The organism is Methanolobus zinderi (assembly GCF_013388255.1).
GTDB lineage: Archaea > Halobacteriota > Methanosarcinia > Methanosarcinales > Methanosarcinaceae > Methanolobus > Methanolobus zinderi.
On sequence record NZ_CP058215.1, the window covers coordinates 2266876 to 2289921 of the forward strand.

22 protein-coding genes are annotated in these 23046 nt (G+C 46.6%); 12 read left to right on the forward strand and 10 right to left on the reverse strand.

What is annotated here, in order from left to right:
• Nucleotides 1–210: 210 nt before the first annotated feature.
• Both HWN40_RS11095 and HWN40_RS11100 read left to right on the forward strand, forming a co-directional pair.
• Nucleotides 211–414, forward strand: a complete 204-nt coding sequence (locus HWN40_RS11095; protein WP_176965793.1) for a hypothetical protein — start codon at nt 211–213, stop codon at nt 412–414.
• A complete protein-coding gene (locus HWN40_RS11100; protein WP_176965794.1) occupies nt 411–821 on the forward strand; it encodes a type II toxin-antitoxin system VapC family toxin in 411 nt (136 codons plus the stop codon). The genes HWN40_RS11095 and HWN40_RS11100 overlap by 4 nt, the downstream gene beginning before the upstream one ends.
• 27 nt (nt 822–848) lie before the next feature.
• On the opposite strand, the gene HWN40_RS11105 is transcribed toward HWN40_RS11100, so the two are convergent.
• From HWN40_RS11105 to HWN40_RS11115, 3 genes are all read right to left on the reverse strand, one after another.
• Complete coding sequence (locus HWN40_RS11105) at nt 849–1634, reverse strand: anaerobic ribonucleoside-triphosphate reductase activating protein (RefSeq protein ID WP_176965795.1); 786 nt, start codon at nt 1632–1634, stop codon at nt 849–851.
• Between the two features lie 4 nt (nt 1635–1638).
• Nucleotides 1639–3930: an anaerobic ribonucleoside-triphosphate reductase gene (nrdD, locus tag HWN40_RS11110; protein WP_246276026.1), complete on the reverse strand. Its 2292-nt coding sequence runs from the start codon at nt 3928–3930 to the stop codon at nt 1639–1641.
• Between the two features lie 139 nt (nt 3931–4069).
• The gene (locus HWN40_RS11115) at nt 4070–4321 is read right to left on the reverse strand and encodes a glutaredoxin family protein (RefSeq protein WP_176965796.1); all 252 of its coding nucleotides are present in this window, start codon (nt 4319–4321) and stop codon (nt 4070–4072) included.
• A 370-nt stretch (nt 4322–4691) separates the two neighbouring features.
• On the opposite strand from HWN40_RS11115, the gene radB reads away from it, so the two are divergent.
• Nucleotides 4692–5360, forward strand: a complete 669-nt coding sequence (radB, locus tag HWN40_RS11120) for a DNA repair and recombination protein RadB (protein ID WP_176966395.1) — start codon at nt 4692–4694, stop codon at nt 5358–5360.
• Nucleotides 5361–5364: 4 nt separating this feature from the next.
• On the opposite strand, the gene HWN40_RS11125 is transcribed toward radB, so the two are convergent.
• The 3 genes from HWN40_RS11125 to HWN40_RS11135 all read right to left on the reverse strand — a co-directional run bounded on the left by HWN40_RS11125 (nt 5365) and on the right by HWN40_RS11135 (nt 8787).
• Nucleotides 5365–6117, reverse strand: coding sequence for a tRNA (adenine-N1)-methyltransferase (locus tag HWN40_RS11125; protein WP_176965797.1), 753 nt, complete (start codon nt 6115–6117; stop codon nt 5365–5367).
• A gap of 16 nt (nt 6118–6133) precedes the next feature.
• A complete protein-coding gene (locus HWN40_RS11130; RefSeq protein WP_176965798.1) occupies nt 6134–7963 on the reverse strand; it encodes an HD domain-containing protein in 1830 nt (609 codons plus the stop codon).
• Between the two features lie 140 nt (nt 7964–8103).
• Nucleotides 8104–8787 (reverse strand): AIM24 family protein, encoded by a 684-nt coding sequence (locus HWN40_RS11135; protein WP_176965799.1) that lies wholly within the window; start codon nt 8785–8787, stop codon nt 8104–8106.
• A gap of 9 nt (nt 8788–8796) precedes the next feature.
• Here HWN40_RS11135 and HWN40_RS11140 point away from each other — a divergent pair, with 9 nt between their 5' ends.
• The 9 genes from HWN40_RS11140 to HWN40_RS11180 all read left to right on the forward strand — a co-directional run bounded on the left by HWN40_RS11140 (nt 8797) and on the right by HWN40_RS11180 (nt 19115).
• Nucleotides 8797–8973: a hypothetical protein gene (locus tag HWN40_RS11140; RefSeq protein ID WP_176965800.1), complete on the forward strand. Its 177-nt coding sequence runs from the start codon at nt 8797–8799 to the stop codon at nt 8971–8973.
• Between the two features lie 304 nt (nt 8974–9277).
• Entirely contained in the window at nt 9278–9850 is a 573-nt protein-coding gene (locus HWN40_RS11145) for an LURP-one-related/scramblase family protein (RefSeq protein WP_176965801.1), read from the forward strand.
• Nucleotides 9851–9869: 19 nt separating this feature from the next.
• Nucleotides 9870–10649 (forward strand): hypothetical protein, encoded by a 780-nt coding sequence (locus tag HWN40_RS11150; protein WP_176965802.1) that lies wholly within the window; start codon nt 9870–9872, stop codon nt 10647–10649.
• 89 nt (nt 10650–10738) lie between these two features.
• Nucleotides 10739–11236: a DUF1269 domain-containing protein gene (locus HWN40_RS11155; RefSeq protein WP_246275909.1), complete on the forward strand. Its 498-nt coding sequence runs from the start codon at nt 10739–10741 to the stop codon at nt 11234–11236.
• Nucleotides 11237–11423: 187 nt separating this feature from the next.
• Nucleotides 11424–13784, forward strand: a complete 2361-nt coding sequence (locus HWN40_RS11160; protein WP_176965803.1) for an arylsulfatase — start codon at nt 11424–11426, stop codon at nt 13782–13784.
• 110 nt (nt 13785–13894) lie between these two features.
• A complete protein-coding gene (locus tag HWN40_RS11165; RefSeq protein ID WP_176965804.1) occupies nt 13895–14947 on the forward strand; it encodes an AI-2E family transporter in 1053 nt (350 codons plus the stop codon).
• Nucleotides 14944–16320 carry an anaerobic sulfatase maturase gene (locus tag HWN40_RS11170; RefSeq protein WP_176965805.1) on the forward strand — a complete coding sequence of 459 codons (1377 nt, stop codon included), beginning with the start codon at nt 14944–14946 and terminating at the stop codon, nt 16318–16320. Before HWN40_RS11165 ends, HWN40_RS11170 begins: the two co-directional genes overlap by 4 nt.
• A gap of 24 nt (nt 16321–16344) precedes the next feature.
• Nucleotides 16345–17883: an arylsulfatase gene (locus tag HWN40_RS11175; protein WP_176965806.1), complete on the forward strand. Its 1539-nt coding sequence runs from the start codon at nt 16345–16347 to the stop codon at nt 17881–17883.
• A gap of 185 nt (nt 17884–18068) precedes the next feature.
• Nucleotides 18069–19115 carry an AI-2E family transporter gene (locus HWN40_RS11180; protein ID WP_176965807.1) on the forward strand — a complete coding sequence of 349 codons (1047 nt, stop codon included), beginning with the start codon at nt 18069–18071 and terminating at the stop codon, nt 19113–19115.
• Nucleotides 19116–19224: 109 nt separating this feature from the next.
• Here HWN40_RS11180 and HWN40_RS11185 read toward each other — a convergent pair whose 3' ends face one another.
• The 4 genes from HWN40_RS11185 to HWN40_RS11200 all read right to left on the reverse strand — a co-directional run bounded on the left by HWN40_RS11185 (nt 19225) and on the right by HWN40_RS11200 (nt 22886).
• Nucleotides 19225–19938 (reverse strand): DUF1269 domain-containing protein, encoded by a 714-nt coding sequence (locus HWN40_RS11185; RefSeq protein WP_176965808.1) that lies wholly within the window; start codon nt 19936–19938, stop codon nt 19225–19227.
• A gap of 212 nt (nt 19939–20150) precedes the next feature.
• Nucleotides 20151–21749, reverse strand: a complete 1599-nt coding sequence (locus HWN40_RS11190) for an MFS transporter (protein ID WP_176965809.1) — start codon at nt 21747–21749, stop codon at nt 20151–20153.
• Nucleotides 21750–21922: 173 nt separating this feature from the next.
• Nucleotides 21923–22306 carry a hypothetical protein gene (locus HWN40_RS11195; RefSeq protein WP_176965810.1) on the reverse strand — a complete coding sequence of 128 codons (384 nt, stop codon included), beginning with the start codon at nt 22304–22306 and terminating at the stop codon, nt 21923–21925.
• 37 nt (nt 22307–22343) lie between these two features.
• A complete protein-coding gene (locus HWN40_RS11200; protein WP_176965811.1) occupies nt 22344–22886 on the reverse strand; it encodes an LEA/WHy family protein in 543 nt (180 codons plus the stop codon).
• Between the last annotated feature and the right edge of the window lie 160 nt (nt 22887–23046).

Below are 23046 nucleotides of genomic sequence, written 5' to 3' on the forward strand. Positions count from 1 at the left end.
CACTATTGCGGACAAGTAACAAGTTTCTTCACGTCGAAGCCGCTCTGTACCTCGTACATGTGGCGGTCCCTATTTGAAGATCCATGATTAACTCCTTTAGACCGTAGATATTGATCTCCTGGTGGGTTTTCATGCGGTCCAAGCAACATTTACATCTAGGCTCATGAAGCTAACATTACATTTATACCACATCAAAACAGATTTTACATCATGAGTTCATCCGCAGACATTGAGGACATGCTGCATAACATTGACAGCGATATCCACACTATTCTCAACATGCTCAAAAAAAAGAGTGCTAGAGACCCAAAGGAAATTGTCGATTCCTCTTTGGGGGCATGGGATATTGAAGTTGACAGTGAGGAATTTGTAGACCAGCTCAGAAGGTCTTCGCGTCTGGACTGGGTACAATGAGATTTTTTGTGGATACCTCCATATTTATCGACTGTCTGCGCAGGAATGTAGTACCTTCATCCCGGCATTTTCTAGAATCATTTGGAGGAGAACATATCGGATTTACTTCCTCCATCACAGTTGCCGAGCTGAGCGTCGGAGCACACCTTGCACAACGGGAGGATGCCCTCAAAAAGACACTGCAGCTGCTTGAAATCGTAGAAATAATAGATATTGATTCAAAAATTGCGATAGATGCAGGGAAGATATACGCTTCCCTTGTCAAAGAAGGAAAAACAATAGAACTGAATGACTGTCTTATAGCCGCCACAGCCCTATCTGCCGGAATGAACGCAATAGTGACACGGAACATAAAACACTTTGATAGAATTCCCGGAATCACGGCGGTCGAGCCTGAGAACATATAAGAGATATTAAAAACGGCAGATTCACTACTAGACCTTCTCATTACCCTTCTCTTTTGTCCTGACCCACACATCATCCAGAAACTCATGGGCAGCAGCGGCAAGCTCAAGCATCTCATCCCTGCTGTACGGTCTGGTATCCCTCATACTTTCAAGCATTGCGTGTTCCGGAATACCCTGCTGGATGACATATGAAATATTTCTGTTTCCGGTTAGGTTGAAGATGGAAGCAGCTATTTTTGAGATGTCATCCGCATTACCGATGAAATCCCTGATGGCAGTTGTCCTCAGTTCAAGTTCAACGTGTCTGTGCAGGACATTAAGAATAGACTCTGATACATTCTTCACAGCTTCACCAGGATTGACTTTAGTACACTCGCCAGCAGACTGAGTTGAACAGCAGCCAATTGCCTTACCATACATACCAGGATCATCAAGAGGGGCCTTGACATCTATAAAGAACTTGTCAGCAAGACCTTCATTTATCATTTCGGCAATCATTTTCGGATAATAGCCACAGGTGTGTATTCCCACAAGCAGACCATTGTCCTTTGCAAAACGTGCAAGATGCATACATGCCTTCTTTTGCATGAGAGGCTCTCCGCCGGAGAGTACCATGCTGCTGACAAAAGGCCTGGATTTCCTGATGGCTGCTTCTAGAACTGAAATATCGACCATGTTGCTTTCGACAAGCAATTCATAATTCTGGCAATAAGGACACCGGAAAGGACATCCACGTAAAAAAAAGACGACTGACACACGCCCGTGCCAGTCTATAGTAGAGATCGGAACAGAATTTCCGTAATTGATTTTCATGCGATCAGATCATATCGCTTGAACTGTAGCGCATTCTGTCTGCAAGCTCCTGCTTCTTGGCATTGTTCCAGCCGTTTACGGCCTGTACATAGCCTGTAACCCTTGAAAGCTGTTCGACATCTTCAGAGCCACAATTCTCACAGGAACATTTCAGGCCGGACATTATGTGGAAGTCATTGAGACAGACTGTCATGTCCTTTGTGAATGCGAAATAGCCGATCTGAGTGTTCCTCGCAATGTTCGTGGCGAATTCCTTGAGTCCCTTTGCATCGGGCGCACCTTCTCCCATCCAGATGTGGCAGATGTTACCACCGTCAACTATCGGGAAGAAGACATGCTCGATATTGATCCTGTCAATAAGGGATATATCGGCCCCTGGAGGTACATGGGTACCGTTGGTGTAGTAGACCGGAAGGTCGTGTGCCTTGCCGAGCTTTGCAAGAGCTGTTTCCTTGTCACCTTTGACAACCTCGAGTGCGCAGTCCCTGTACTCATCATGCAGGAGGTCTGATACAGAGAACCTCTGACCTGTGGTCTCTGCAGGTGTACGCGCAAGTGCGATTTCCAAACCATGTTTCTGGCTGAGCTGGTGTGCGTACATCTCCATCTCGGTCATTACCCTGATTGCAAACTTGAAGGCATCCTTTGACTCGTGGACCTGGGAACCAACATGATACTGGATCATTTCGTTTATACCAACGACACCGATGGTGCACACAAGTGCATCGATATCCACTGCGATGGCACCCTTCTTACCTGTAACAGGATCCTTAGGTCTCTGAGTGGCAAAGGGCATTCTGTTGTTCTCGATGATACTCTCCATCCAGCTGCGCTTTGTCTTGAAGAGTTTTATACACTCGTCCATGAGGTTCTTGAGGTCTGCGAACAGGGCATTGTCATCCCCGTTAGCCCTGTATGCAGCCCTCGGACAGTTAAGGGAGACAACCTGCCAGGAACCCATGGAAAAGTGCTTTCCGTCCTTGAACAGGAGCTTATCCTCGAAACTGTCATCAGCATCAGCGTTGGCTGAGAACTGGTATGCACAACACTGATAGCAGGATATACCCTCGCCTGCTCCTCTGTATTCAGGTAACTGATTATCGAAATATGGTGTGCCAAACTTAGCTGCCAGCTCGAAGGTCATGTCATACAGTTCCTCGTAGCCTGGCAGGTCAGGATGTGCCCTGTTGAAGAACTCATCCTCTTCCATGAAGTCAGGCTCGATTGAGATCTCCGGCTTTGGGAAGTTGAACGGTTTGCCCCAGTTGTCACCCTCTATCATGACATCCATGAGAGCCTTGAAAGACAGACGTACTTCACGCTCGAACTCACCGTATGTACGCTTCTGGGTATCGTTGGTTCCATCATGCACCCTGCCCTTATAGACTGCGGGCTTGTCTCTCCAGAGCTTTGGTACGCCGGGGGAAAGCTGAACGGAGGAGAAAACAACCTGTCCGCCACGTGCAACCATCATCTGGGTCATCTCATACACGAACATCTGCATGAGCTGCTTTATATCTGTGTAGCTCTTGCCTTCGAAATAAGGTGCAAGGAATGTAAGGAAATTGTAGAAACCCTGCCCGCCTGCAAAGTTGGTCTGGGCGCTTCCCAGTGCCTTCACGGCGTGCAGTATGGCGACTTCAGCCTTCATTGCAGGACCTGCAACACTTGCCTTTGCACCTGAGCCATCCGGCATGAGACCATAGTAGAAGAAGTACCTCAGGTCCCAGTCCTGACAGAAGGCACGGGTTCCGAGATATTCAAGGTCATGTATATGAAGATCACCATTAAGATGCAGGTCAGCTGTCTTTGGAGGCAGAAGCAGGAGATATTGTTCTTTGGATATCTTGTCAGCCTTTTTCTTGTGTGAGGTTTCGGCATTCTCCTGGAGATTGGCGTTGTCCTTGGCTTCAAAACCGCTTCCAAGATCGATCTCACAGGCATCATAGACAGGAGTACCTACCCTTGTAGAGATGTTCCTCCATTCTATATGTCCCCTTTCAAGAAGTACTATATTTACTATCTCCCTGATAAGAGGGCCTGAGAGAAATTTCAGGTCAAGACTCCTGATACGGCGTTCGACCTCTTTTGCAACTTCCTGGGCCTCTTCTTTCTCCATACCGGGTTTGCCGTGGAACCTTTCTGCAAGTTTGGTTTCTTTTAATAACTGGTCGATAATGATATTGCGGTCCCAGTCAACCATATGCCCCACTGTGGTACGGACCTTGGGCATTATGGAGATAGTTTGACCATCAAGTGTCTTTTGAATGGCATGTGGTTTTGTAAGCGATTTCATATTATTCGATACCCCGTTGTTCTCCTCTGTCCGGAAACCATTCTGCTTCGGGTCAGTCTTCTCCAGATTCTCTTTTTCCCCGGTCGTCTTGTTCTTCGTAGCACAAATATCCATCATTCCCACCTCACAACAATTCAGATCAGACAAGACTGCCCAGCGCATCCAGGTTAACGTCAGGACCCTTGAAGAGGTCCTTATGAGTTAAAAACTCGTCGTCTACCTGCAGGACAGGTGCGGTCATCGTGAAAACACCATTGAATTTAAGTTCAGTGAGGGCTTCAGGAGTTGACATGTCGGCTGTTTTGAAAGGGATACCCTTTGAATTAAGTACCTTTTTCAGCTGTTCACATTTCGGGCATGTTTCTGTTGTATATATAATCACTTCAGCCATTGTTTCTCGCGTCCCTTCTTATTTATAAAGTAATTTTTATATAATATGCCTCTGGGAGAGGAACAACAATGCCACCTACAAAAAAAGATGCAAGTGACATTGTGTGTTATGTTTCCTTTAACACCGTGAGGTAAATTATACAAATGACTTTTAGCTTAATAATGCTTTTTCAGACTCCATCTGGTAACAAAAAACATGAAAATTTACAAAGAAAGAATAGAGATGATAATTATACAAAAGGATACACATCAACATCGAATATAGATATGAATCATATATGATAACATGTCTGGATACAAAGATTGTTTGACAAAAGTTGTATATTATGAATCCTATTATAGCAGATAGTCCAGAACAAGAGGTGTGAAAAATAAGCAAACAGCTATCATCCGGCAGCCAGTCAATAGACAGACTCCTTGACGGAGGATTTGAAAACGGTATCGTAACACAGATATTCGGCGAGGCAGGCAGCGGTAAGACCAATCTGTGTATGCAGCTTGCAGTGGAGTGTGTCAGGAGCGGCAAGAAGGTCATCTACATTGACACGGAAGCCATCTCACCCCAGAGGTTCAAACAGATTGCCGGGGAGAATGCAAAGGAGATAGCTAGAGGAATCATTATCTTTGAGCCCACCAGTTTCGAAGAACAATACGCCTCGGTCAAGGAAATAGAGAAACTGGTTTCTGACAGGATAGGTCTTATAGTGGTGGATTCTGCCACAGCTTTCTATAGATTTGAGCTTGATCAGGACGAATCAAGTATCAGATCAAGAAGGGAGCTTTCCAACCAGATAGGTTTTTTGCACGGTGTCGCACGTAAATACAAACTGGCTGTCGTGATAACAAACCAGGTCTACAGCGACGTGGTATCAGGTAAACTTAAACCCATAGGTGGCAGTGGTATAGAACATATATCCAAGACTATCATGCAACTGGAAAAAACAGGAGAGGGTACAAGACGTGCCAGACTCTGGAAACACCGCTCGATCCCCGAAGGCAAAACCGTTGATTTCAGGATCACAAACAAAGGCATCAGGTAATCTCTCAAAGCCTTGCTATTGTGATAAAACCCGTATGGCCAACCCTTGAAGTTGCAGGCCTTGTGCCTCTTTCTGAAAATGAGATCTCACGCTCGGAAAATTCCATGGTCCTGACATCATAGAAACCCGCGTCATCAATTGCTTTTCTGATGTCCTTTGTCTGCTCGAAGAAAGGAGAATATGTCATAAGAAAACCACCCGGGTTCAATACTCTTCTTAAATGCGGAATAACATCCTTTGACTCCTGTGTGTCCAGTGTCACAACATCAAAGCTCTCTTCAATTGATGATATCTCTTCAACGATATTACCGCATCTTATCTCCACGTTGTCAAGTCCCGCACTTGCCATGTTCTGTCTGGCAACCTTGACGAATTCCTCACGAACTTCATAGCTCAGGACACGTTTTGCTATGGAACCCAGGTACATCGCAAGTATTCCCGAGCCTGTGCCGGCATCAAGTACCGAGTCATCTTTGTTCAGACCGGTGTAGGCAATTATCGACCCTATGTCCTTGGGCATCATGGGAGCACCGGTCCTCTTTGCATGATTGAAAAAATCAGGCATTCTCGGCCTCTGTATGGTAAATTCCTGACCCTTGTGGGATGTCACACTGTCACCGGGAGATTTATCCAGCATAACAGAGAGGTCAATAATCCCGAAATCCGTATGGAACTCATCTTCGGATACATTCACAATAAACTCCCTGACCTTGCCCCTGTGGGAGGTCTTAAGCATTATCAATTCGCCTGATTGCATTTAATTTTACACCTGTCTAGCGTTTTCCTGATGCATACCTCTTGACCGGAATGGTAACAATATCCCTGGGGATTGCGTGTTTGTTCATTTCAAGGTAATCCATGATCTCTTCGAACTCTGGACTGTAGGCATCGGCAAGTGTCCTTGCATACTGGACACCATCCCATGTGAGCACATATTCATAACTCTGCCGGAATCTCCCACCTTTCTCATAGTAACGCAGGTCCTCATCCACTATACCCATGGCTACAAGTTTCTGTATGTCCTCAAAGAGTTTTTCACTATAAGGGAACCCATATTTATCATGGAAAGAGTAATCGAACAGGTTCTTGAGTCTCACAGATTCTCTCAGGTGCCTGATAGTACGGTACAGCCAGGTTATATGCCTCAGACGTGGAATTGAGATAAAACCATCCTTTTCATCCTGGAAAAGACTCTGAACACCAAAGAACAGCAGTATTATACCTTCAACCGGCAGATATTGTTCGGTACGGATAAAATGGAGCAGTTTAGGAGATAATCTGTCCACAGCCTCCCTGAGTTTCACAGAGATGGCTTCCTCATCCATATTCTTTGCAAGATCGGGATGTGCGAATGCGGTCAGTGACAGCTGTCTTGATATGGCACGTACAAGACCGTTTGCAAGGGCTGATTCATCATAGAAAAAAGCGTCCTCATCCCCGATCACTATCCTCATGCTTTTCGGGACACCGGATGCAACACTCAGATCCACCAGGACATCACCCAGCTCTCCTGCAATCAGATCCTCCAGCTTCTTTGTTGCCACACCGCTGCGTGCGATGGTGGATAATGTCATCCTGATTTTGGGTGAAATCGTCTTCTGGTTGAGCCTTGAGACAGGTGCGAATATGTTACCGTCACGGATATCATTCAGCAGATGGCAGGATTTTTCCGATGCATTTTCCCTGATAAAAGCCAGAAGGTCATCGTCATTATACTCAGTAAAGAAACTTACGACTTCTTCTCTGGCACTTCTGGTCCCGTTCTTATCCTCAAACTGCCCGAGCGCGTCCTCAAGTGCACGCAGCAGCATCATGCGTGATGCCTGGGTCTTTGGATTGTGTATGATAGCTGTGTAGTGATGTGCACGTGATATCAGCATGGATTCAGCTGCCGTAAGTGCCATGTCCTCATCATAACCCGAGCCCTCGGAACTCCCAAGAACGATATTGCCATCCTTTATCATAAGACTGCGGACGATCTGGTCCACGTCTATCATGCCAAAAGAAACACCTGTGTGATAGGAATCCCTGAGTAGAAAATCTATGCGGTCAGCATCTACATCGTCAGCAATGATCTGTGCAAGATAGGGTTTTTTGAGTTGCAAAGTGTCACCTGTAGCAATCTTTGATATTTCCCTGAAAAATACATGCGGATCGGTATCAAATTCCTTTTCCACATAAGCTGATATGGCACCGTCCTCCGGCAAATATTGGGAAATGATCTGCCTGGTGAAAGCCTCATGTTTGATAAAGTGTACACCATCTACCACCGGTTGTAATGAAGCATCACGTTTGAGGACCCCCTCCACTACATGAGAGAATGCTGGATGACCCACATCATGCAAAAGGCCTGCAAGCCGAATCTTACGGATATCCTCCTGTTCCAGTTCCAGGGAGCTCCCGATAACCGACGCCATATGCATTGTCCCGATGCTGTGCTCAAAACGGGTATGGTTGGCACCGGGATAGACATTGTCCACAAGTCCCAGTTGCTGGATATTCCTGAGCCTCTGCAGGTGCCTGGTATTGACAAGCATCTGTTCCAGCTCGTCAAGTATCACGGTCTTGTGCACAGGGTCATGTATGAGCATGGGCTTTTGCATATAGGATAATACTAATGTCAGAGTATATAAATTTAAAAAATTTCTGGCTCTGTTAAATTACCTATCACATATAAGTAGAAGGTATCAAAACTGTAAATATCGTAATAAGTACACAAAATAAAAAAAGAGCTTAAAGCTCCTTATGCCGGATTTTCCCTGTTATAGGTCGCAGTAGCCAGTGAAGGGATACTACCTGCGGAAATAGATCTGTAAACAGATTGTGTTGGTGCAAGCCATACAGCTCCGGAACCTTCGAATGTCTGGAGCAGACCTTCTCCTGATGTTAGTTTGCCTGCAATCCCCTTGCCTGAGCTCTCAACACGGAAATTGACAGAATCAGACCTTAGCAGAACAAAATTCCCGTCCACCTGGAGTCTTTCATTATCAAGATTGTATTTGAGTATTTCAGACATCGGAACCGGACTTTCCAGGATACACGTACCTGTGCCACTGATCTTTGTCTGGAACATGCCCTCGCCTCCGAACAATCCCGCACTTATGCTCTTCTGGCTTGCCACACCGACCTCAAGACTCGATTCGGCACAGTAGAACAGACCTTTGTCTACAATTATAGAACCGTTCTTCAATGTAACTATAAGGAAATGACTGAAACTTGGTTCCAGAAATACCTCACCCACACCTCTGTACAGGGGATTGAAAGCAGCTTCGTTCGTGAGCTTTTTCTTCACCATTTTCTTTGCAAGTCCTCCCATCCCGCCGACGTTCGCATCACATATGATGTTTCCTTTGTGGAAATGAAGAGCACCCGGCTCAACTATAACTCCGCCATCATCCAGTGTTATCTTTACCTGTTTGAGGGCCATACCTGATTTGTGAACATAGTAGAGACTCTTTCCAAGTTGGGGATCCTTGCTTCCGGCAAGAGAACCATACTGAAGTATCTCTGCTTTGAAATTTCCTTTATCGACACTGTCAAGGACAGTTATGTTATTATAAAAGCTGGTTTCGGCTATACTATCACATCCGTGTCAAGAGCAGAATTAATATGATCAATTCTGCAATTATAATAATATATTTATATAGTTTGTATATAAGCCTATCTTAGTTTTCCTGCAGAATCAATAGGAATCAATTTTCTGGATTTCATTCAGAAAAAACTATTATACACGAGAAAATCCGAATCATGAGCGATAAAATAACTTTACTACTCCCCATAGTTTCCTAACACTTATAATTCTTTCAGGAGAATATCAAATTGCAGAAAACATCTAAAAGATGATGATATTTTGCATACAAAGGCTTATGAATGGGGGTATCAAAAGCCATTTACTATGCAAGGTGGGGAGAATTTCAATGTTAAGAAGAAGAGAAGGAGCCGGCAGGCCAGGACCACTTCGAAGCAGAGGTGCCCCTGCAGCTACCGCAGAAGAACAAGGCATTGGCACACGGTTCAAAATGCGCCAGCGCTTTTTTACAATTGGTGATCGTTTTTTTATTGAGGATGAAAATGGAAACCGGATATTCAGAATAGAGAACAAGGTGCTTCGTTTACGCAAGACGCTGAAGTTCCAGGATCTTGATGGTAATGATATCTACAAGATACAGGAGAAAGTGGCACGTATACGTGACACCATGGAGATCGAGAAGGATGGCCACACTGTAGCTAAGGTTCACAACGCCATGATCACACCACTTCGGGACCGCTGGAGCATCTCCATTACGGATGGTGAAGACCTGAAAGCCAAGGGCAATATCCTGAACCATGAATATAAGATCATGAGAAATGGCCAGGTAATCGGGGAAGTTTCTAAAAAGTGGTTCCGCGTACGCGACACATACGGAGTTGACGTGCGTGAAGGAGAAGATGCGGCACTGATCCTTGCCATAACTGCGGTCATTGATACCATGGCACATGAAGGACGTTAAAGGGGTTAAGAGGGATAATATGTTAGGACCTATACAGCTACTTGCTGTCGGCTTTGAAAATAACGAGAGGTTCAAGGGAGATATCCTGCGTGAACTGGATGAGATACGCAGCAGAGGGGTGATCAGACTCCTGGATATGCTTTTTGTAATGAAGGATGAAGAAGGGAACATACTTACCATCGAAGATACCGACCTCACACCTGAGGAGGAAGTGGAACTGGGCAATCTGATAGGCAGCATGCTTGGCATGAAAGATACGGAGAGTCCAGGCGGGGAGGTATCTGTTGAAAACAGCTACGGACTTGCAATAAAAGACATACTTGATGTTGTGGACCGGATAGAACCCGGCACTTCAGCCGGTATTTTACTCATAGAACATGTATGGGCATCAGGCCTCAAACATGCCATAGTCGAGGCAGGAGGACATGTTCTTGCTCAGGGATTTCTCAGTTCGGAAGCAACACTGATGATCGGCAAGGAGGCTGAAGCGATTGCAGAAGCTGAAGCTGCAATAGAGTTATCGGAAGCCGTAAAAGGTGCCGCCCTGCTTGACGTTCTTTCCACCATTGACACAGCCGAGGAGTTAAAGGAAGCCGTAATTGAAGGAACATCAAAAAGCGCGTCAGAAATACAGCTGGTAAAAACCGCAGCTGTTGCCGAAGCAGTGAGAAACCTGGTTGTGGCCGGTATAATAGATGAATCTGAGACCATAGAAGCTATTGAGGCACTGGTCAAAGCGGGACTAATGGATACAGCAGCACTGGACATAGCTGAAAGTGCAACAGAAGCAGAAGCATAAAAAAGAAATTCATATCAAGATTCAGGCATATGGGACTGAATTTACACGGAAACAGGAAATGAAATTGTGAAACTACAGGAGGAAGGAATATGGCAATGACAACTTTAACCGTCCTTAAATTTGAAGAATCGGACGGAGCAGAGAAAGCTCTTGAGGTGATAGAAGATCTGAACAAGCAACAACTGATCACGTTGCATGATGCAGCGATAGTGAGCTGGCCTGAAGGCAAGAAGAAACCAAAGACAGAACAACTTACCAGTATGACAGGGGCGGGTGCTTTAAGCGGTGCATTCTGGGGAATGCTCTTTGGGATACTATTCTTTGTCCCGTTCCTGGGAATGGCCTTCGGGGCAGCCATGGGTGCACTGGCAGGTTCCATGGCAGATGTGGGTATCAGTGATGATTTCATTAAATCTGTCAGAAGCAAGGTGACAGAAGGCACATCAGCACTTTTCCTGATGACCAGCGGTGCTGTTATGGACAAGGTCGTTGATGCCATGAAAGATCACAAATTTGAACTTATCGCATCCAACCTTACCAAGGAACAGGAAGAAAAGCTTCGTGAAGCCTTTGCAGAAGAAGAATAAGTGAAGATCATAAACATACTTCAGGATTACTTCCAGAAGGCCTGTTATTATAGAGAGGAGAAAGAGAATTGAGACAAAAACGGCTTCTTTAGAAAACATCCGGAAAGCAATCTGAAGTCCTTTTCTTTTTATCATTTTTTCAGGCCGGGACATTCCAGGAGTATAAAAGTTAAAGGAGAGGTACATCATGGAAGAATATAAACCCGGAACTACATTCCCCGGCAAGATAGGACTAACGGTGGGAGAATCTGATCCTGCCTGGCCGGAACCATTAAGAGCCAGGAAAGATGCGCCAAATGTTCTGTTTATAGTGCTGGACGACACAGGATACGGGCAGCTGGGATGCTATGGAAGTCCCATCAATACACCAAATCTGGATAAACTGGCATCAAACGGTCTTTTGTACAATAACATGCACACTACAGCCCTTTGCTCGCCATCACGTTCCTGTATCCTTACAGGTCGCAACCATCACAGTAACCACGTGGCCAGTATCATGGAAACATCCACAGGATACCCGGGATATGATTGCTATATTCCCTTCGAGAACGGATTTTTGTCTGAGATATTGCAGCTGCATGGTTACAACACCTATTGTGTTGGAAAATGGCATCTGACACCTGCCGAACAGATGAGTGCAGCCGGACCATATGACCGCTGGCCCACAGGTCGTGGTTTTGAGCGATATTATGGTTTCCTTGGAGGAGACACACACCAATATTATCCAGATCTTGTATACGATAATCATCAGGTAGAACCTGAAAAGACAGCTGAGAAAGGCTACCATCTTACAGAGGATCTGGCTGACAGGGCCATACATTTCATCGCCGATGCAAAACAGGTGGCACCCGATAAACCATTCTTCATGTACTTTGCCACGGGTGCCATGCATGCACCACATCACACTCCAAAGGAATATGCAGACAGATACAAGGGAGTGTTCGATGACGGATGGGAAGCATATCGTGAAAAGGTATTTGCCAGGCAAAAAGAGATGGGAATAATCCCGGAGAATTCCGAACTTCCCTACCATGATCCCGATGTTCCCGAGTGGGATAAGTGCTCAGCTGAAGAAAAGAAACTGTATGCTCGCATGATGGAGGTATTTGCCGGTTTCCTAGAGCATACAGACCACCAGATCGGCAGGCTTCTTGATTTTCTGGAAAACATAGAAGAGATGGACAACACCCTGATAATGGTAATATCCGATAATGGTGCCAGTGCGGAAGGTGGTCCTACAGGTTCGGTAAATGAGAACCGCTTCTTCAATAATGTACCGGAGTCACTTGAAGACAATTTGGCAGCCCTTGATGAGCTTGGTGGTCCCAGGCACTTCAACCATTATCCATGGGGATGGACATGGGCAGGTGATACTCCTTTCAAACGCTGGAAACGGGAGACCTACAGGGGCGGTACAAGTGACGCTTTCATTGCCCACTGGCCGGAAGGCATCAAAGCCAGAGGAGAAGTACGTACACAGTATGCCCATGTAGTAGACATGGTACCCACAGTTCTCGAAATTCTTGGAATAGAACCTCCTGAGGAGATTAGAGGTGTTGCACAGTCTCCTATTGAGGGAATGAGTTTTGCCAATACATTTAATGATGCAAAAGCAGAAGGCAAGCGCAATACACAATATTTTGAGATGTTCGGGCATCGTTCCATCTACCACAACGGATGGAGGGCTGTCTGTCCATATCCGGGTCCGAGTTTCAGGAAAGCTGCAGATGAGACCGGTTACAAATTCGGCGATCCCATTACTGAGCAAATGCTCAGGGAGCGGGACAGCAATGGCTGGGAGCTGTACAATATTTCAGAGGATTTTACGGAAAGCAATGATTTAGCTGACCAGTATCCTGAGATACTCCAAGAGCTTATTAACCAGTGGTATGTGGAAGCAGGCAAGTACAATGTGCTGCCGATCGACGGATCAACTGTAGCACGGTTCGCTGCCCAGAGGCCACAGATTTCCAAAGACCGCAGCCGTTACGTTTACTACCCGGGTACCCAGGAGGTACCTGAGAATGCTGCTGCCAGGGTGCTCAACCGTCCGCATGTTATAGCTGCCATGGTCGACATTCCAAAAGGAGGAGCTGAAGGAGTATTGTTGCGCCATGGTGGAAGGACAGGGGGCTATACACTGTTCGTTAAGGACGGTAAACTACACTATATCCACAATTATGTAGGGGTTAAGGAACTGCATGTGGTATCTGAAAAAAATGTACCTGAGGGTCGTGTAATATTAAGTTACCAGTTCGAACCTGTAGGTAAACCAGATCTCTCAAGTGGAAAAGGAACACCTGGAACAGGCACGCTCTACTTCAATGAAGAGCAGGCCGGTAAGGCAGAGATACCTGTCACCATGCCGAACATGATAGGTCTGGGAGGAGGACTGGCAATAGGACAGGATTCCGGATCAACTGTCACTGATAGTTACAAGGCACCTTTTGCTTTCACAGGTACAATCCACCGTGTTATTGTGGACGTCAGCGGTGACAGGATAGAAGATCACGAAGCTGAGATACGCGCAGCCCTGGCCAGGCAGTAAGGACAGAACTCAAGGACCGGGGCAGACGAGAGATCAGTATCTATTCAGGGAGGAATTGCATTAGCGACATACCATATAAAAGTGACTTTGTCAGGAGCGCACCATACTGGTTGCGCCGTGCAGGCGTCGTAAGCTGGCTCCTCCTTGGGATCTTTCTCGCTGCAAGCACCATACTGAGTATTGTTGCAACAGTGAGCGGAATAATTGTCCCTCTGCTCGTGGCGGTAGTTATAGGGATTGTTTTCAGACCGCTTGTAGACATACTGGAGCAACAGCATGTTAATCGCAACACTGGCACGGTACTGACGATGCTTTTCATATTAGTGGGTATTGTCATCCTTTTGATCATCCTGGTAAGAGGTTTTGTTTATCAGGGAGCAGAGATAGTAACCCAGATACAGGCAGGATGGACAGGCCTTCAAGCCTGGTTGATGCAGTTTGAGATAGACGAAGGGATATTAGAGTCTATCAGCGTCACGGTCCATACTGCCATACCTGCACTTGGCCAGGGAATCGTAGGACTTCTGACCAATACCTTTTCAGGTATTGTGACATTCCTGATAGGAGCTTATTTCAGTATTTTCATCCTCTTTTTCATCCTGCGGGACGGACCTGAAATAGATCTGTGGATGTCAAGGCAATTAAACTTAAAACCCGAAACCGGAGCAGCTATCATTGCTGACACAAGCCGTTCAATACGCCTCTATTTCCGGGGCACTGCTATTACTGCAGCAATAACCGCGATCGTGGTTGCAATTCCCCTAATCTACCTCAATGTCCCCCTGGTGAGCTCAATTCTGATCCTTTACTTCTTTACTTCATTTATACCATACATAGGAGCATTCATTGGTGGGGCTTTTGCTGTTATCATTGCCTTTGGTTCAGGAGGACCCGAAGCGGCACTGATAATTGCGGTGGCAGTTACCATATCCAATGGAGCTCTGCAGAATGCAATAAATTCCTGGGTCCTTGGAGCAACCCTCAAAATGCACCCGTTGGCCGTTTTTCTTGTCACCATCGCAGCCGGCATTGTGGGAGGAGTACTCGCCATGGTACTGGCCGTGCCGTTGACTGCAGTCGTTGTACAGACAGTACACCGCCTGAAAGAGGAAGGGGTTTTTGTTGAACCATTGAACTCTACACATGGAGGAAATATTGAATGACAAATAACCATCTTCCTCCCCGCATTCATGTGCTTGCCAAGCCTACAGGAGCAGTCTGCAACCTGGCCTGCAAATACTGCTTCTTCCTGAGCAAGGAGACACTTTATCCGGGCAGCGATTTCCGCATGTCGGAAGAGGTGCTTGAAAGCTATATCAGGCAGCTCATCGAAGCACATCGCAGTCCTCAGGTGACCGTGGCATGGCAGGGTGGAGAACCTGCACTTATGGGCATCGACTTTTACCGCTATGCAATCGAGCTGCAGGAAAAGTACCGCAGGCCCGGCATGAAATTCGAGAATACCATGCAGACCAACGGCACGTTGCTTAATGACGAATGGTGCCGCTTCTTCAGGAAGAATAACTTCCTTATCGGAATCAGCATAGACGGTCCACGCGAAATGCACGATGCCTACAGGGTGAACAGAGCAGCACAGGGGACCTTTGACAGTGCCATGCAAGGACTGCGCCTCCTGCAGAAATACGGTGTAGAATATAACATCCTGACAACAATCAACCGTGCCAATGCTGACCATCCGCTGGAAGTCTACCGTTTTCTGCGGGATGAAGCAAAAACGAGCTGGATACAGTTCATTCCTATAGTGGAGCGCATCAACAGTGATGGAAGTACACTATGCCAGAAAGGAGACAGAGTGACGGATCGTTCCGTAAGACCTGAACAGCTTGGAAACTTCCTTACCAGCATATTTGACGAGTGGGTCAACAACGATGTAGGAAAGATATTTGTCCAGACATTCGAGGCCGCAGCACGAAGCTGGATGGGGCTGCCTTCTTCAGGTATGTGCGTCTTCGATGAGACATGCGGAATGGGAGTTGCCCTGGAACACAACGGTGATCTCTACTCATGCGACCATTTCGTTGAGCCGGACTACCTGCTGGGCAACATCACAAATACCGAACTTTCCAGGTTAGTGGCATCTGAGAAGCAATACAGCTTCGGAAGGAATAAAAATAAGTTACTTCCCAAAAAATGCCGGGAATGTGATGTATACTTTGCCTGCCATGGCGGATGTCCGAAGAACCGCTTCCTGAAAATTCCTGACAGCGAGCGGAAACTGAACTACCTCTGTGATGGCTGGAAAGCTTTTTTTCATCATATCGACCGACCCATGCAAACAATGGTCTCATTGATGCAACGTGGATATCCGGCTTCGGAGGTCATGCGTATCCTGTCCAGAGAGAAGATTGTTCAGAAGAAGGGATTCCATAAGGTCGGACGCAACGAGCCCTGTCCGTGTGGCAGCGGGCTCAAGTTCAAACGCTGCCATGGTCGCAAGGGTAGCAGCCCGAATGTAAAAATTTCAAAAGAAGCAATAGAATTCAGAGAGGCGGAGCCAGAAACATATCGACAGTGAACAATTAATCACGGGGATTTGACAATGGGAGAAAAGAAACAAAACATACTGGTCATCTGGGGAGATGACATAGGTATCAGCAATCTCAGTTGCTACAGCGACGGATTAATGGGGTACAGAACACCGAACATAGATCGCATAGCCGATGAGGGCATGAGATTCACGGACTCCTACGGGGAGCAGAGCTGCACAGCCGGACGTGCATCATTTATTACCGGCCAGAGTCCTTTCAGGACAGGGCTGAGCAAGGTGGGGCTGCCCGGAGCTAAGACAGGACTCCAGCATGAAGACCCAACCATTGCCGAACTGCTGAAGGCAGAGGGTTATGCCACAGGACAATTCGGAAAGAACCATTTCGGCGACAGGAATGAATACCTGCCAACTGTCCATGGTTTTGACGAATTCTTCGGGAATCTCTACCACCTGAATGCCGAGGAGGAGCCTGAACTGCCCGATTATCCGCCAGAGGAGGATTTTCCTCAGTTCAGGGAAAGATACGGACCCAGAGGAGTGATACATTCCTTGGCCACCGATGAGGACGATCCTACAGAGGACCCACGGTGGGGACGTGTGGGCAAACAGATAATAGAGGACACGGGACCGCTGACAAGAAAACGTATGGAAAAGGTGGATCTTGAGTTCATAGATGCTGCCATTGATTTCATCAAACGCCAGAAGGAAGCCGGTAAGCCTTTCTTTGTCTGGCTCAATACCACGTGGATGCATTTCAGGGTCCATATTCCTGAAGAGATCCGGGGACGTGCAGGACGCTGGCAGTCAGAGTATCACGATGCGATGATAGAACATGACAGGCAGGTGGGCATGATGCTTGATCTGCTTGACGAACTGGGTATTGCCGAGGACACCATCGTCATGTACAGCACGGACAACGGACCTCATATGAATTCCTGGCCTGACGGGGCTATGACTCCTTTCCGCTGCGAGAAGAATTCAAACTGGGAGGGTGCCTTCCGCGTTCCTGAGGTCGTGCGCTGGCCAGGCAGGATTCCTGCAGGCGTGGTATCCAACGGAATTGTCAGTCATACAGACTGGTTGCCCACATTCCTTGCCGTGGCAGAGGTTACGGATATAAGAGAGAAGCTAAAGAAAGGATACAAAGTAGGGCAGAAGAACTTCAAGGTGTATCTCGACGGTCACAACCTCCTACCCTATCTGACAGGCAGGGAGAAAAAATCCCCACGTATTGATTTCTTCTACTTCTCAGACGACGGGGACCTGGTTGCGGTAAGGTATGACAACTGGAAAATGGTGTTCATGGAGCAGCGTGCTATCGGCACCCTGCAGGTGTGGGCCGAGCCTTTCATACCGCTGCGTGTCCCGAAGATCTTCAACCTGCGCACAGATCCATATGAACGCGCAGACATGACATCCAATACATATTATGACTGGATGCTTGACCACGCTTTTCTCCTGGTACCGGCCCAAAGCATCGTTGGCGACTTTTTATCAAGCTTCGTGGAGTTCCCGCCACGCCAGAAGGCAGCCAGCTTCACCATAGACAGGGTGATGGAAAAGCTCCAGGAGGGTATCAGCAGTACTTAACTAGAAAGTATAGAGACGACTTACGAGTTGCCCGGATTACAATTCCTGAAATTTTATAAATGAAGCGAGTGGGGAGAAATTAATCAGAAGTTGAGGAGCTACCGACACGACAGGGACGGAATCCAGCGAGAACATCGATTAGAATGGTATTACAATACACCATAGAGAATATAGGAAGTGAATGAATGGGAAATAACACATTCTCAGCACCAATAACTATGTTTCTGGTGTTTGTAGGTTTTATACTGGTGACACTTGGAATGAGGGAAATAGCCTCGATCCTGTCACCTTTTATCTTTGCAATATTTGGAGCAATGATCTTTGCTCCTCTTGTTAGATGGCTTCAAAGAAAAGGAGTACCAAATACGGTTAGTGTTGGAATAGTTATATTTTTCTTTATACTGATTGTGCTATTTGTTGGCCTATTGACAGTCATCAGTATAGTCCAGCTAAATTCACGTATCCCAGTGTATGAAAGTCAACTGGACATCTACATAAGTCAGCTTACCGGTTTTATCCCGCTATCTGCAGATTTCTCCCTTGGTGCTTTTCTGCGCAGTATTACAGGATCTCTGATAAGTGTTGCCTTAAATATCCTAGGAGGAGCCATAAACGCTACTACCGGAATAGTACTTATCATAGTTACAACAGGATTCCTGCTCCTGGATTCTCTAGAAGTTCCGGAAAAGATATTTGAGGAGGCAGAAGAACGGTCTTTAGTTCTGAAGAATCTGGGTGGTTTCGGTAAAAGTCTCATGGATTACGTTATGATAAGAACCGAAACGAATGTAATCACAGGAGTGGGTATTGGAATTATACTTCTTCTGGGAAGGATCGAATTCGCAATATTCTGGGCTTTAGTCATAATCATATTCAGCTATATACCCTATATCGGTCTTTTCCTGGCATCCATTCCACCTGTATTCCTTGCACTGATGCAGTATGGTCCTGTGGCAGCCCTTATCGTTATTGCAATCATTACGGTTGTGAATACGCTTGCTGAGAATGTGATTTTCCCCTCACTTGCAGGAAGGGGACTGGAACTTTATTCTTCAGTTGTATTCATATCTCTGGTCTACTGGGCCTTCGTGCTGGGACCTGCCGGAGCACTGATCTCAGTTCCTCTCACGATGGCTGTTAAATCTATACTCGATAGTTTTGAGGAGACAAAGAGTTTGGGAATGTTGCTGGGTCCAAGCAAAAGCGAAGAAAAGGTAAAAGAACCAGAATAGGGTGACTATTTCTTGTCCGTTTTTCCTGAGAACTGGCTTTCCCGGCAGGGGAGCCAGCCCGGATATTGCAAATCGCCATCAATGGCCAGGCTTAATTCTCTTAGTCATTCTATTCCTTTTTCTTCGTTTCCCCTGTAGAGACAGCAGCGAATTCCACAGCACCCTCTGATGTGACCTCACCCGCACCGGCAACTGCTTCCTCCTCAGAGACAGCGATGCCAAATACTTCAACTTCCTCAGGAGAGGAAACAACCTCGCTAGCCGCTATTCCATCCATGGTCAGATCCATAGCCAGCAATACATCCTTGCGGGCGGCCAGATGGTCACTGATCTCGTGGGAAATTTCCTTGGCCATCGTAAGTGTCTCCGTTTTAGGAGTATGCTTGCGCACCTCTTCAACAAATTTCTTGCTGGTTGTAACAACAAGGGCCGAAGTGCCGGAAGGTAGAGAGGTACCGATCTCCTTTAGAGATTTGTTGTCAAAGCCGGCATCATGATGAGCTGCGGCACCACCTACTACGGCACCCGCACCGGCACCAACGACCACACCTGCCGGTCCCCCCAACAGACCGATAACGCCGCCGATCAGGGTGCCAATCCCGACACCTTTGCCGGTACTCATATCTTCCGTCTCTTTGATGTGTACTTTTCCTTTGGCATCGTGACGCACCACGGCAGCATCATCGTAGTAAAAGCCGCCGTGCTTTTTGGACTGCTTCAAACTATCTAAAGCATGGTCTGCACCCATCTCTTCTACGTAGGCAGCTACAAACATACCCACACTTTCAGCACCTTGTCCCTCGTTTATCGTTTCCTTACTCATTGATTTCACTCCTTACTATTTAGATGGCAGTTCTGTTTACATCTGGAGTTATGATAAATCCCCATTTGCCAAAATTCAAGATCCTAACCCCAGTTGAGCATCTATTACTTTAGTTCTGGATGGTTCATACTAATCCATTTTGAACGTATACTAAGAAAGATGAGTAAAGAGGACAGTTTCGCATCATCTTCAGTAAAGACTCACTGTTTCGTTTATTTTTCCACCAGCTTCCTGTCCGACAGGCCAACCGTTGACACCAGCCCCACCAGGGCCAGGAAGATCAGGAAAGCTATCCCTACCTTAAAGGCCTGGGTCCGGTCAGCAGCATAAATATCCATGATCTCTGCTTTTAGTTCTGCATCCGCATCTGTTGTTTGCAGCCAGTTCTGTATCTGGGTGTCCGAGACCAGTTGTACACCATCCTGTACAGCCGCGTTGAGTTCCGGTTTATATTGCTGTGGAATCGCAGTGCTGTCCTCTATACTTACCGTCAGACCTGTCATCAGAGTACCAATCATTATAGTACCCACCAGAGCTACACCTATGGAGTTGCCAAGCTGTTCGAAGGTGCCGGTAATACCTGCGGTTTCAGGAGTCTCGTGCTCGTCGACCGAGGAGTAAATGAGGTTCAAGATCTGGGAAGTCACCAGTCCTATACCTGCACCGAACACAACCCCATAGCTCAGGTCCGATGGCTGTACATCCGGTTTCACAGTTGCTGCCACGATCCCAAGACCAAAGATGATCAGCAAAAATCCTGCCTGGATGATGCGCTTTGCTATGAACCTGGCTGTCAGTCTGGCCCCTACTATGGCAGCCACCAATACTGCTGCCGACAGGGGAAGAAGTGCAAAGCCCGTCTGCATTGCAGTGAACTCGAAGGTAAGCTGCAGTAGCAGTGGGAAGGTAAAGAGAAAGGCAGCAGTAAGGCCCATCTGAAGACTACGGACAAAAAATCCGGGGAAAAGGCCGGGTACATTGAAGAGCGAAGGTTTGAACAGGCCATCGCCACCGGTCCCCTCCTGCCGCTTTTCCCACCTGAAAAGCAACATCAGCAATAATATTCCAAGTCCGATAAGGACAGGGGTAATGGAAAGGCCAAAAGGAGCGATTTCAAAAGGTCCGATCACAAAAGGCTGCTTGGCAAGCCAGAATCCGTAGACCTGTCCCAATAGAATTCCCAGGACAATGGAGAAAAGGCTCAGAACGGACAGGAATGAGCCTGCAAAATCAAACTTCGGCTTTCCTTCCATCGGCAGATCTGCCTTGATGCTTCTGCTAAGCACCAGCACCGAGACCACTACCAGCACCTCTAGCAGGAAAGCCCAGCGCCAGGTATGAAATGTTGTCAGGTAACCACCCACGATTGGACCTACAGCCGCTCCCACAGCACCGATAGCACTGACTATGCTATAGGCAAAAGCCAGATCCTTTCCCTGATATTCGTCCCTCAGCAGGGTCTGTATATTGGGCAGCATCAGTGCTGATCCCAGACCTTCGATAACAGACCAGCCTATCAGTAATGTGCCCAGTCCCTGACTTATGGAAGCAGTGAAAGTGCCTATACCGAAAAGTATCGTACCAATCAGAAATGTCCTCTTCTTGCCCAGAATGTCACCCAGTTTACCACCGATGAGTATGAACGATGCCATGACAAGTGCATAGATCGAGATAGCTCCCTGGATACCGCTTACAGTGGTGTCCAGATCTTCGATCAAAGCCGATATGGACACGTTCATTATCGTTGTGTCGATCACAATAATGAACATCGCCATTGAAAGTGTGATCAGCACCGACCATTTCTTCATCATAGCAAACCCTCCTACCCGGTATGCACCTGAATCAACTGAGAATCAAAACCCAGTTCATTCAGACAAGCCAAAACCCAAATCCCCATTAGTTGTTTATATTCTGCAAGTTTAGACTTTTTGACACTTAGTTACGTATCGCAATTCAGTAGTATTAATCATCGTCCATGTAAACTTCAGTCAGTCCCGAAAGCCTCCTTGGTACCTGGCAACATAACGTAGATCAGGACCAGGGCATTCAGTATCACCGAGGCGTTCACATCATACCACGAGCCGCCTGTAATCAGTATAATGAAATCGAAGCTCAGGTTCATGACTGAGAGAAAAGCAACGAACATCCACCCCTGTGGATCTACCTCCCAGAGCATCCTGGCTACCCAGAACCAGATATATGCCAGCAGGCCGTAGAGCAGAGCGTACCACAGATTGAAAGTACGTATGTCCAGAGGGCCTATAAAAGGCAAAAAGCCCAGAAAACGAAGTGTTATGATAACGTTCAATACAAATAAGATCCCGGCCAGGATTGCCAGGATCGTCACACCTATCGGCCTATTTTCCATTCATTCCACTCCCTTACACTCTTTAAAAGAAAGGATTTTATTGTTCCTCTCCCCTCTGGAATTCTCTGGAAAATGACTGCTCAACTGTTCCTGATTCCGTATTAAAGAACATGGTCCCTTCCATGGTCCATACAACTTCCCCTTCCGTCACGGCACCGAGGATTGCTGCCGGTGCTGTTGAAACTGATCCTACAAAGTTTGTTGTCGTTTCTATTTCTTCATCCGGTGGTATCTCAATAGGTTCCTCAAAGGTCCCCTCTCCCATTCTCACATCGTTAGCGTAGATATCATATTCCATTCTTTCAAGTTCCACCGTAGTATCCCCGGGATTATATACAGCAAAGGTCAAAGTCAGATCGACCACATCCCTGCTGATCTCATTTACCTCGATGCCCCTGATCCGCAGTTCCGTATCTCTTACAGCCTGAGCGCTCTCTTCTATATTCATATCTTCCTGTTCAGTCTGATTTGCCCCGGTATCATTATCTACTGGCTGGTCCTCGGTATCTGTTGACGTACATCCCATAGCCATGAACATAACAAACAGTATTATAAACAGTATTATCAATCGCTTTATCATAAACTAACCCCACTTATTGAATAGTCTTGTTTAACTAAACCGGGCCCGTATCCGGTGAAAAGTACTATGAAATACAAAGAAGGAATTGATCTGGCAATTGAACTTGTATCCATCGAAAATCACCTTTTAGGCCCATAAAAGAAATTAATATCCGGATTTA

What these genes read in the sequence shown, in the direction of transcription:
- HWN40_RS11095 (WP_176965793.1), top strand. Translation starts at nt 211, where the DNA reads ATGAGTTCATCCGCAGACATTGAGGACATGCTGCATAACATTGACAGC.
- HWN40_RS11100 (WP_176965794.1), top strand. Translation starts at nt 411, where the DNA reads ATGAGATTTTTTGTGGATACCTCCATATTTATCGACTGTCTGCGCAGG.
- HWN40_RS11105 (WP_176965795.1), bottom strand. Translation starts at nt 1,634, where the DNA reads ATGAAAATCAATTACGGAAATTCTGTTCCGATCTCTACTATAGACTGG.
- nrdD (WP_246276026.1), bottom strand. Translation starts at nt 3,930, where the DNA reads ATGAAATCGCTTACAAAACCACATGCCATTCAAAAGACACTTGATGGT.
- HWN40_RS11115 (WP_176965796.1), bottom strand. Translation starts at nt 4,321, where the DNA reads ATGGCTGAAGTGATTATATATACAACAGAAACATGCCCGAAATGTGAA.
- HWN40_RS11125 (WP_176965797.1), bottom strand. Translation starts at nt 6,117, where the DNA reads ATGCAATCAGGCGAATTGATAATGCTTAAGACCTCCCACAGGGGCAAG.
- HWN40_RS11130 (WP_176965798.1), bottom strand. Translation starts at nt 7,963, where the DNA reads ATGCAAAAGCCCATGCTCATACATGACCCTGTGCACAAGACCGTGATA.
- HWN40_RS11135 (WP_176965799.1), bottom strand. Translation starts at nt 8,787, where the DNA reads ATGGCCCTCAAACAGGTAAAGATAACACTGGATGATGGCGGAGTTATA.
- HWN40_RS11145 (WP_176965801.1), top strand. Translation starts at nt 9,278, where the DNA reads ATGTTAAGAAGAAGAGAAGGAGCCGGCAGGCCAGGACCACTTCGAAGC.
- HWN40_RS11150 (WP_176965802.1), top strand. Translation starts at nt 9,870, where the DNA reads ATGTTAGGACCTATACAGCTACTTGCTGTCGGCTTTGAAAATAACGAG.
- HWN40_RS11155 (WP_246275909.1), top strand. Translation starts at nt 10,739, where the DNA reads ATGGCAATGACAACTTTAACCGTCCTTAAATTTGAAGAATCGGACGGA.
- HWN40_RS11160 (WP_176965803.1), top strand. Translation starts at nt 11,424, where the DNA reads ATGGAAGAATATAAACCCGGAACTACATTCCCCGGCAAGATAGGACTA.
- HWN40_RS11170 (WP_176965805.1), top strand. Translation starts at nt 14,944, where the DNA reads ATGACAAATAACCATCTTCCTCCCCGCATTCATGTGCTTGCCAAGCCT.
- HWN40_RS11175 (WP_176965806.1), top strand. Translation starts at nt 16,345, where the DNA reads ATGGGAGAAAAGAAACAAAACATACTGGTCATCTGGGGAGATGACATA.
- HWN40_RS11180 (WP_176965807.1), top strand. Translation starts at nt 18,069, where the DNA reads ATGGGAAATAACACATTCTCAGCACCAATAACTATGTTTCTGGTGTTT.
- HWN40_RS11185 (WP_176965808.1), bottom strand. Translation starts at nt 19,938, where the DNA reads ATGAGTAAGGAAACGATAAACGAGGGACAAGGTGCTGAAAGTGTGGGT.
- HWN40_RS11190 (WP_176965809.1), bottom strand. Translation starts at nt 21,749, where the DNA reads ATGATGAAGAAATGGTCGGTGCTGATCACACTTTCAATGGCGATGTTC.
- HWN40_RS11195 (WP_176965810.1), bottom strand. Translation starts at nt 22,306, where the DNA reads ATGGAAAATAGGCCGATAGGTGTGACGATCCTGGCAATCCTGGCCGGG.
- HWN40_RS11200 (WP_176965811.1), bottom strand. Translation starts at nt 22,886, where the DNA reads ATGATAAAGCGATTGATAATACTGTTTATAATACTGTTTGTTATGTTC.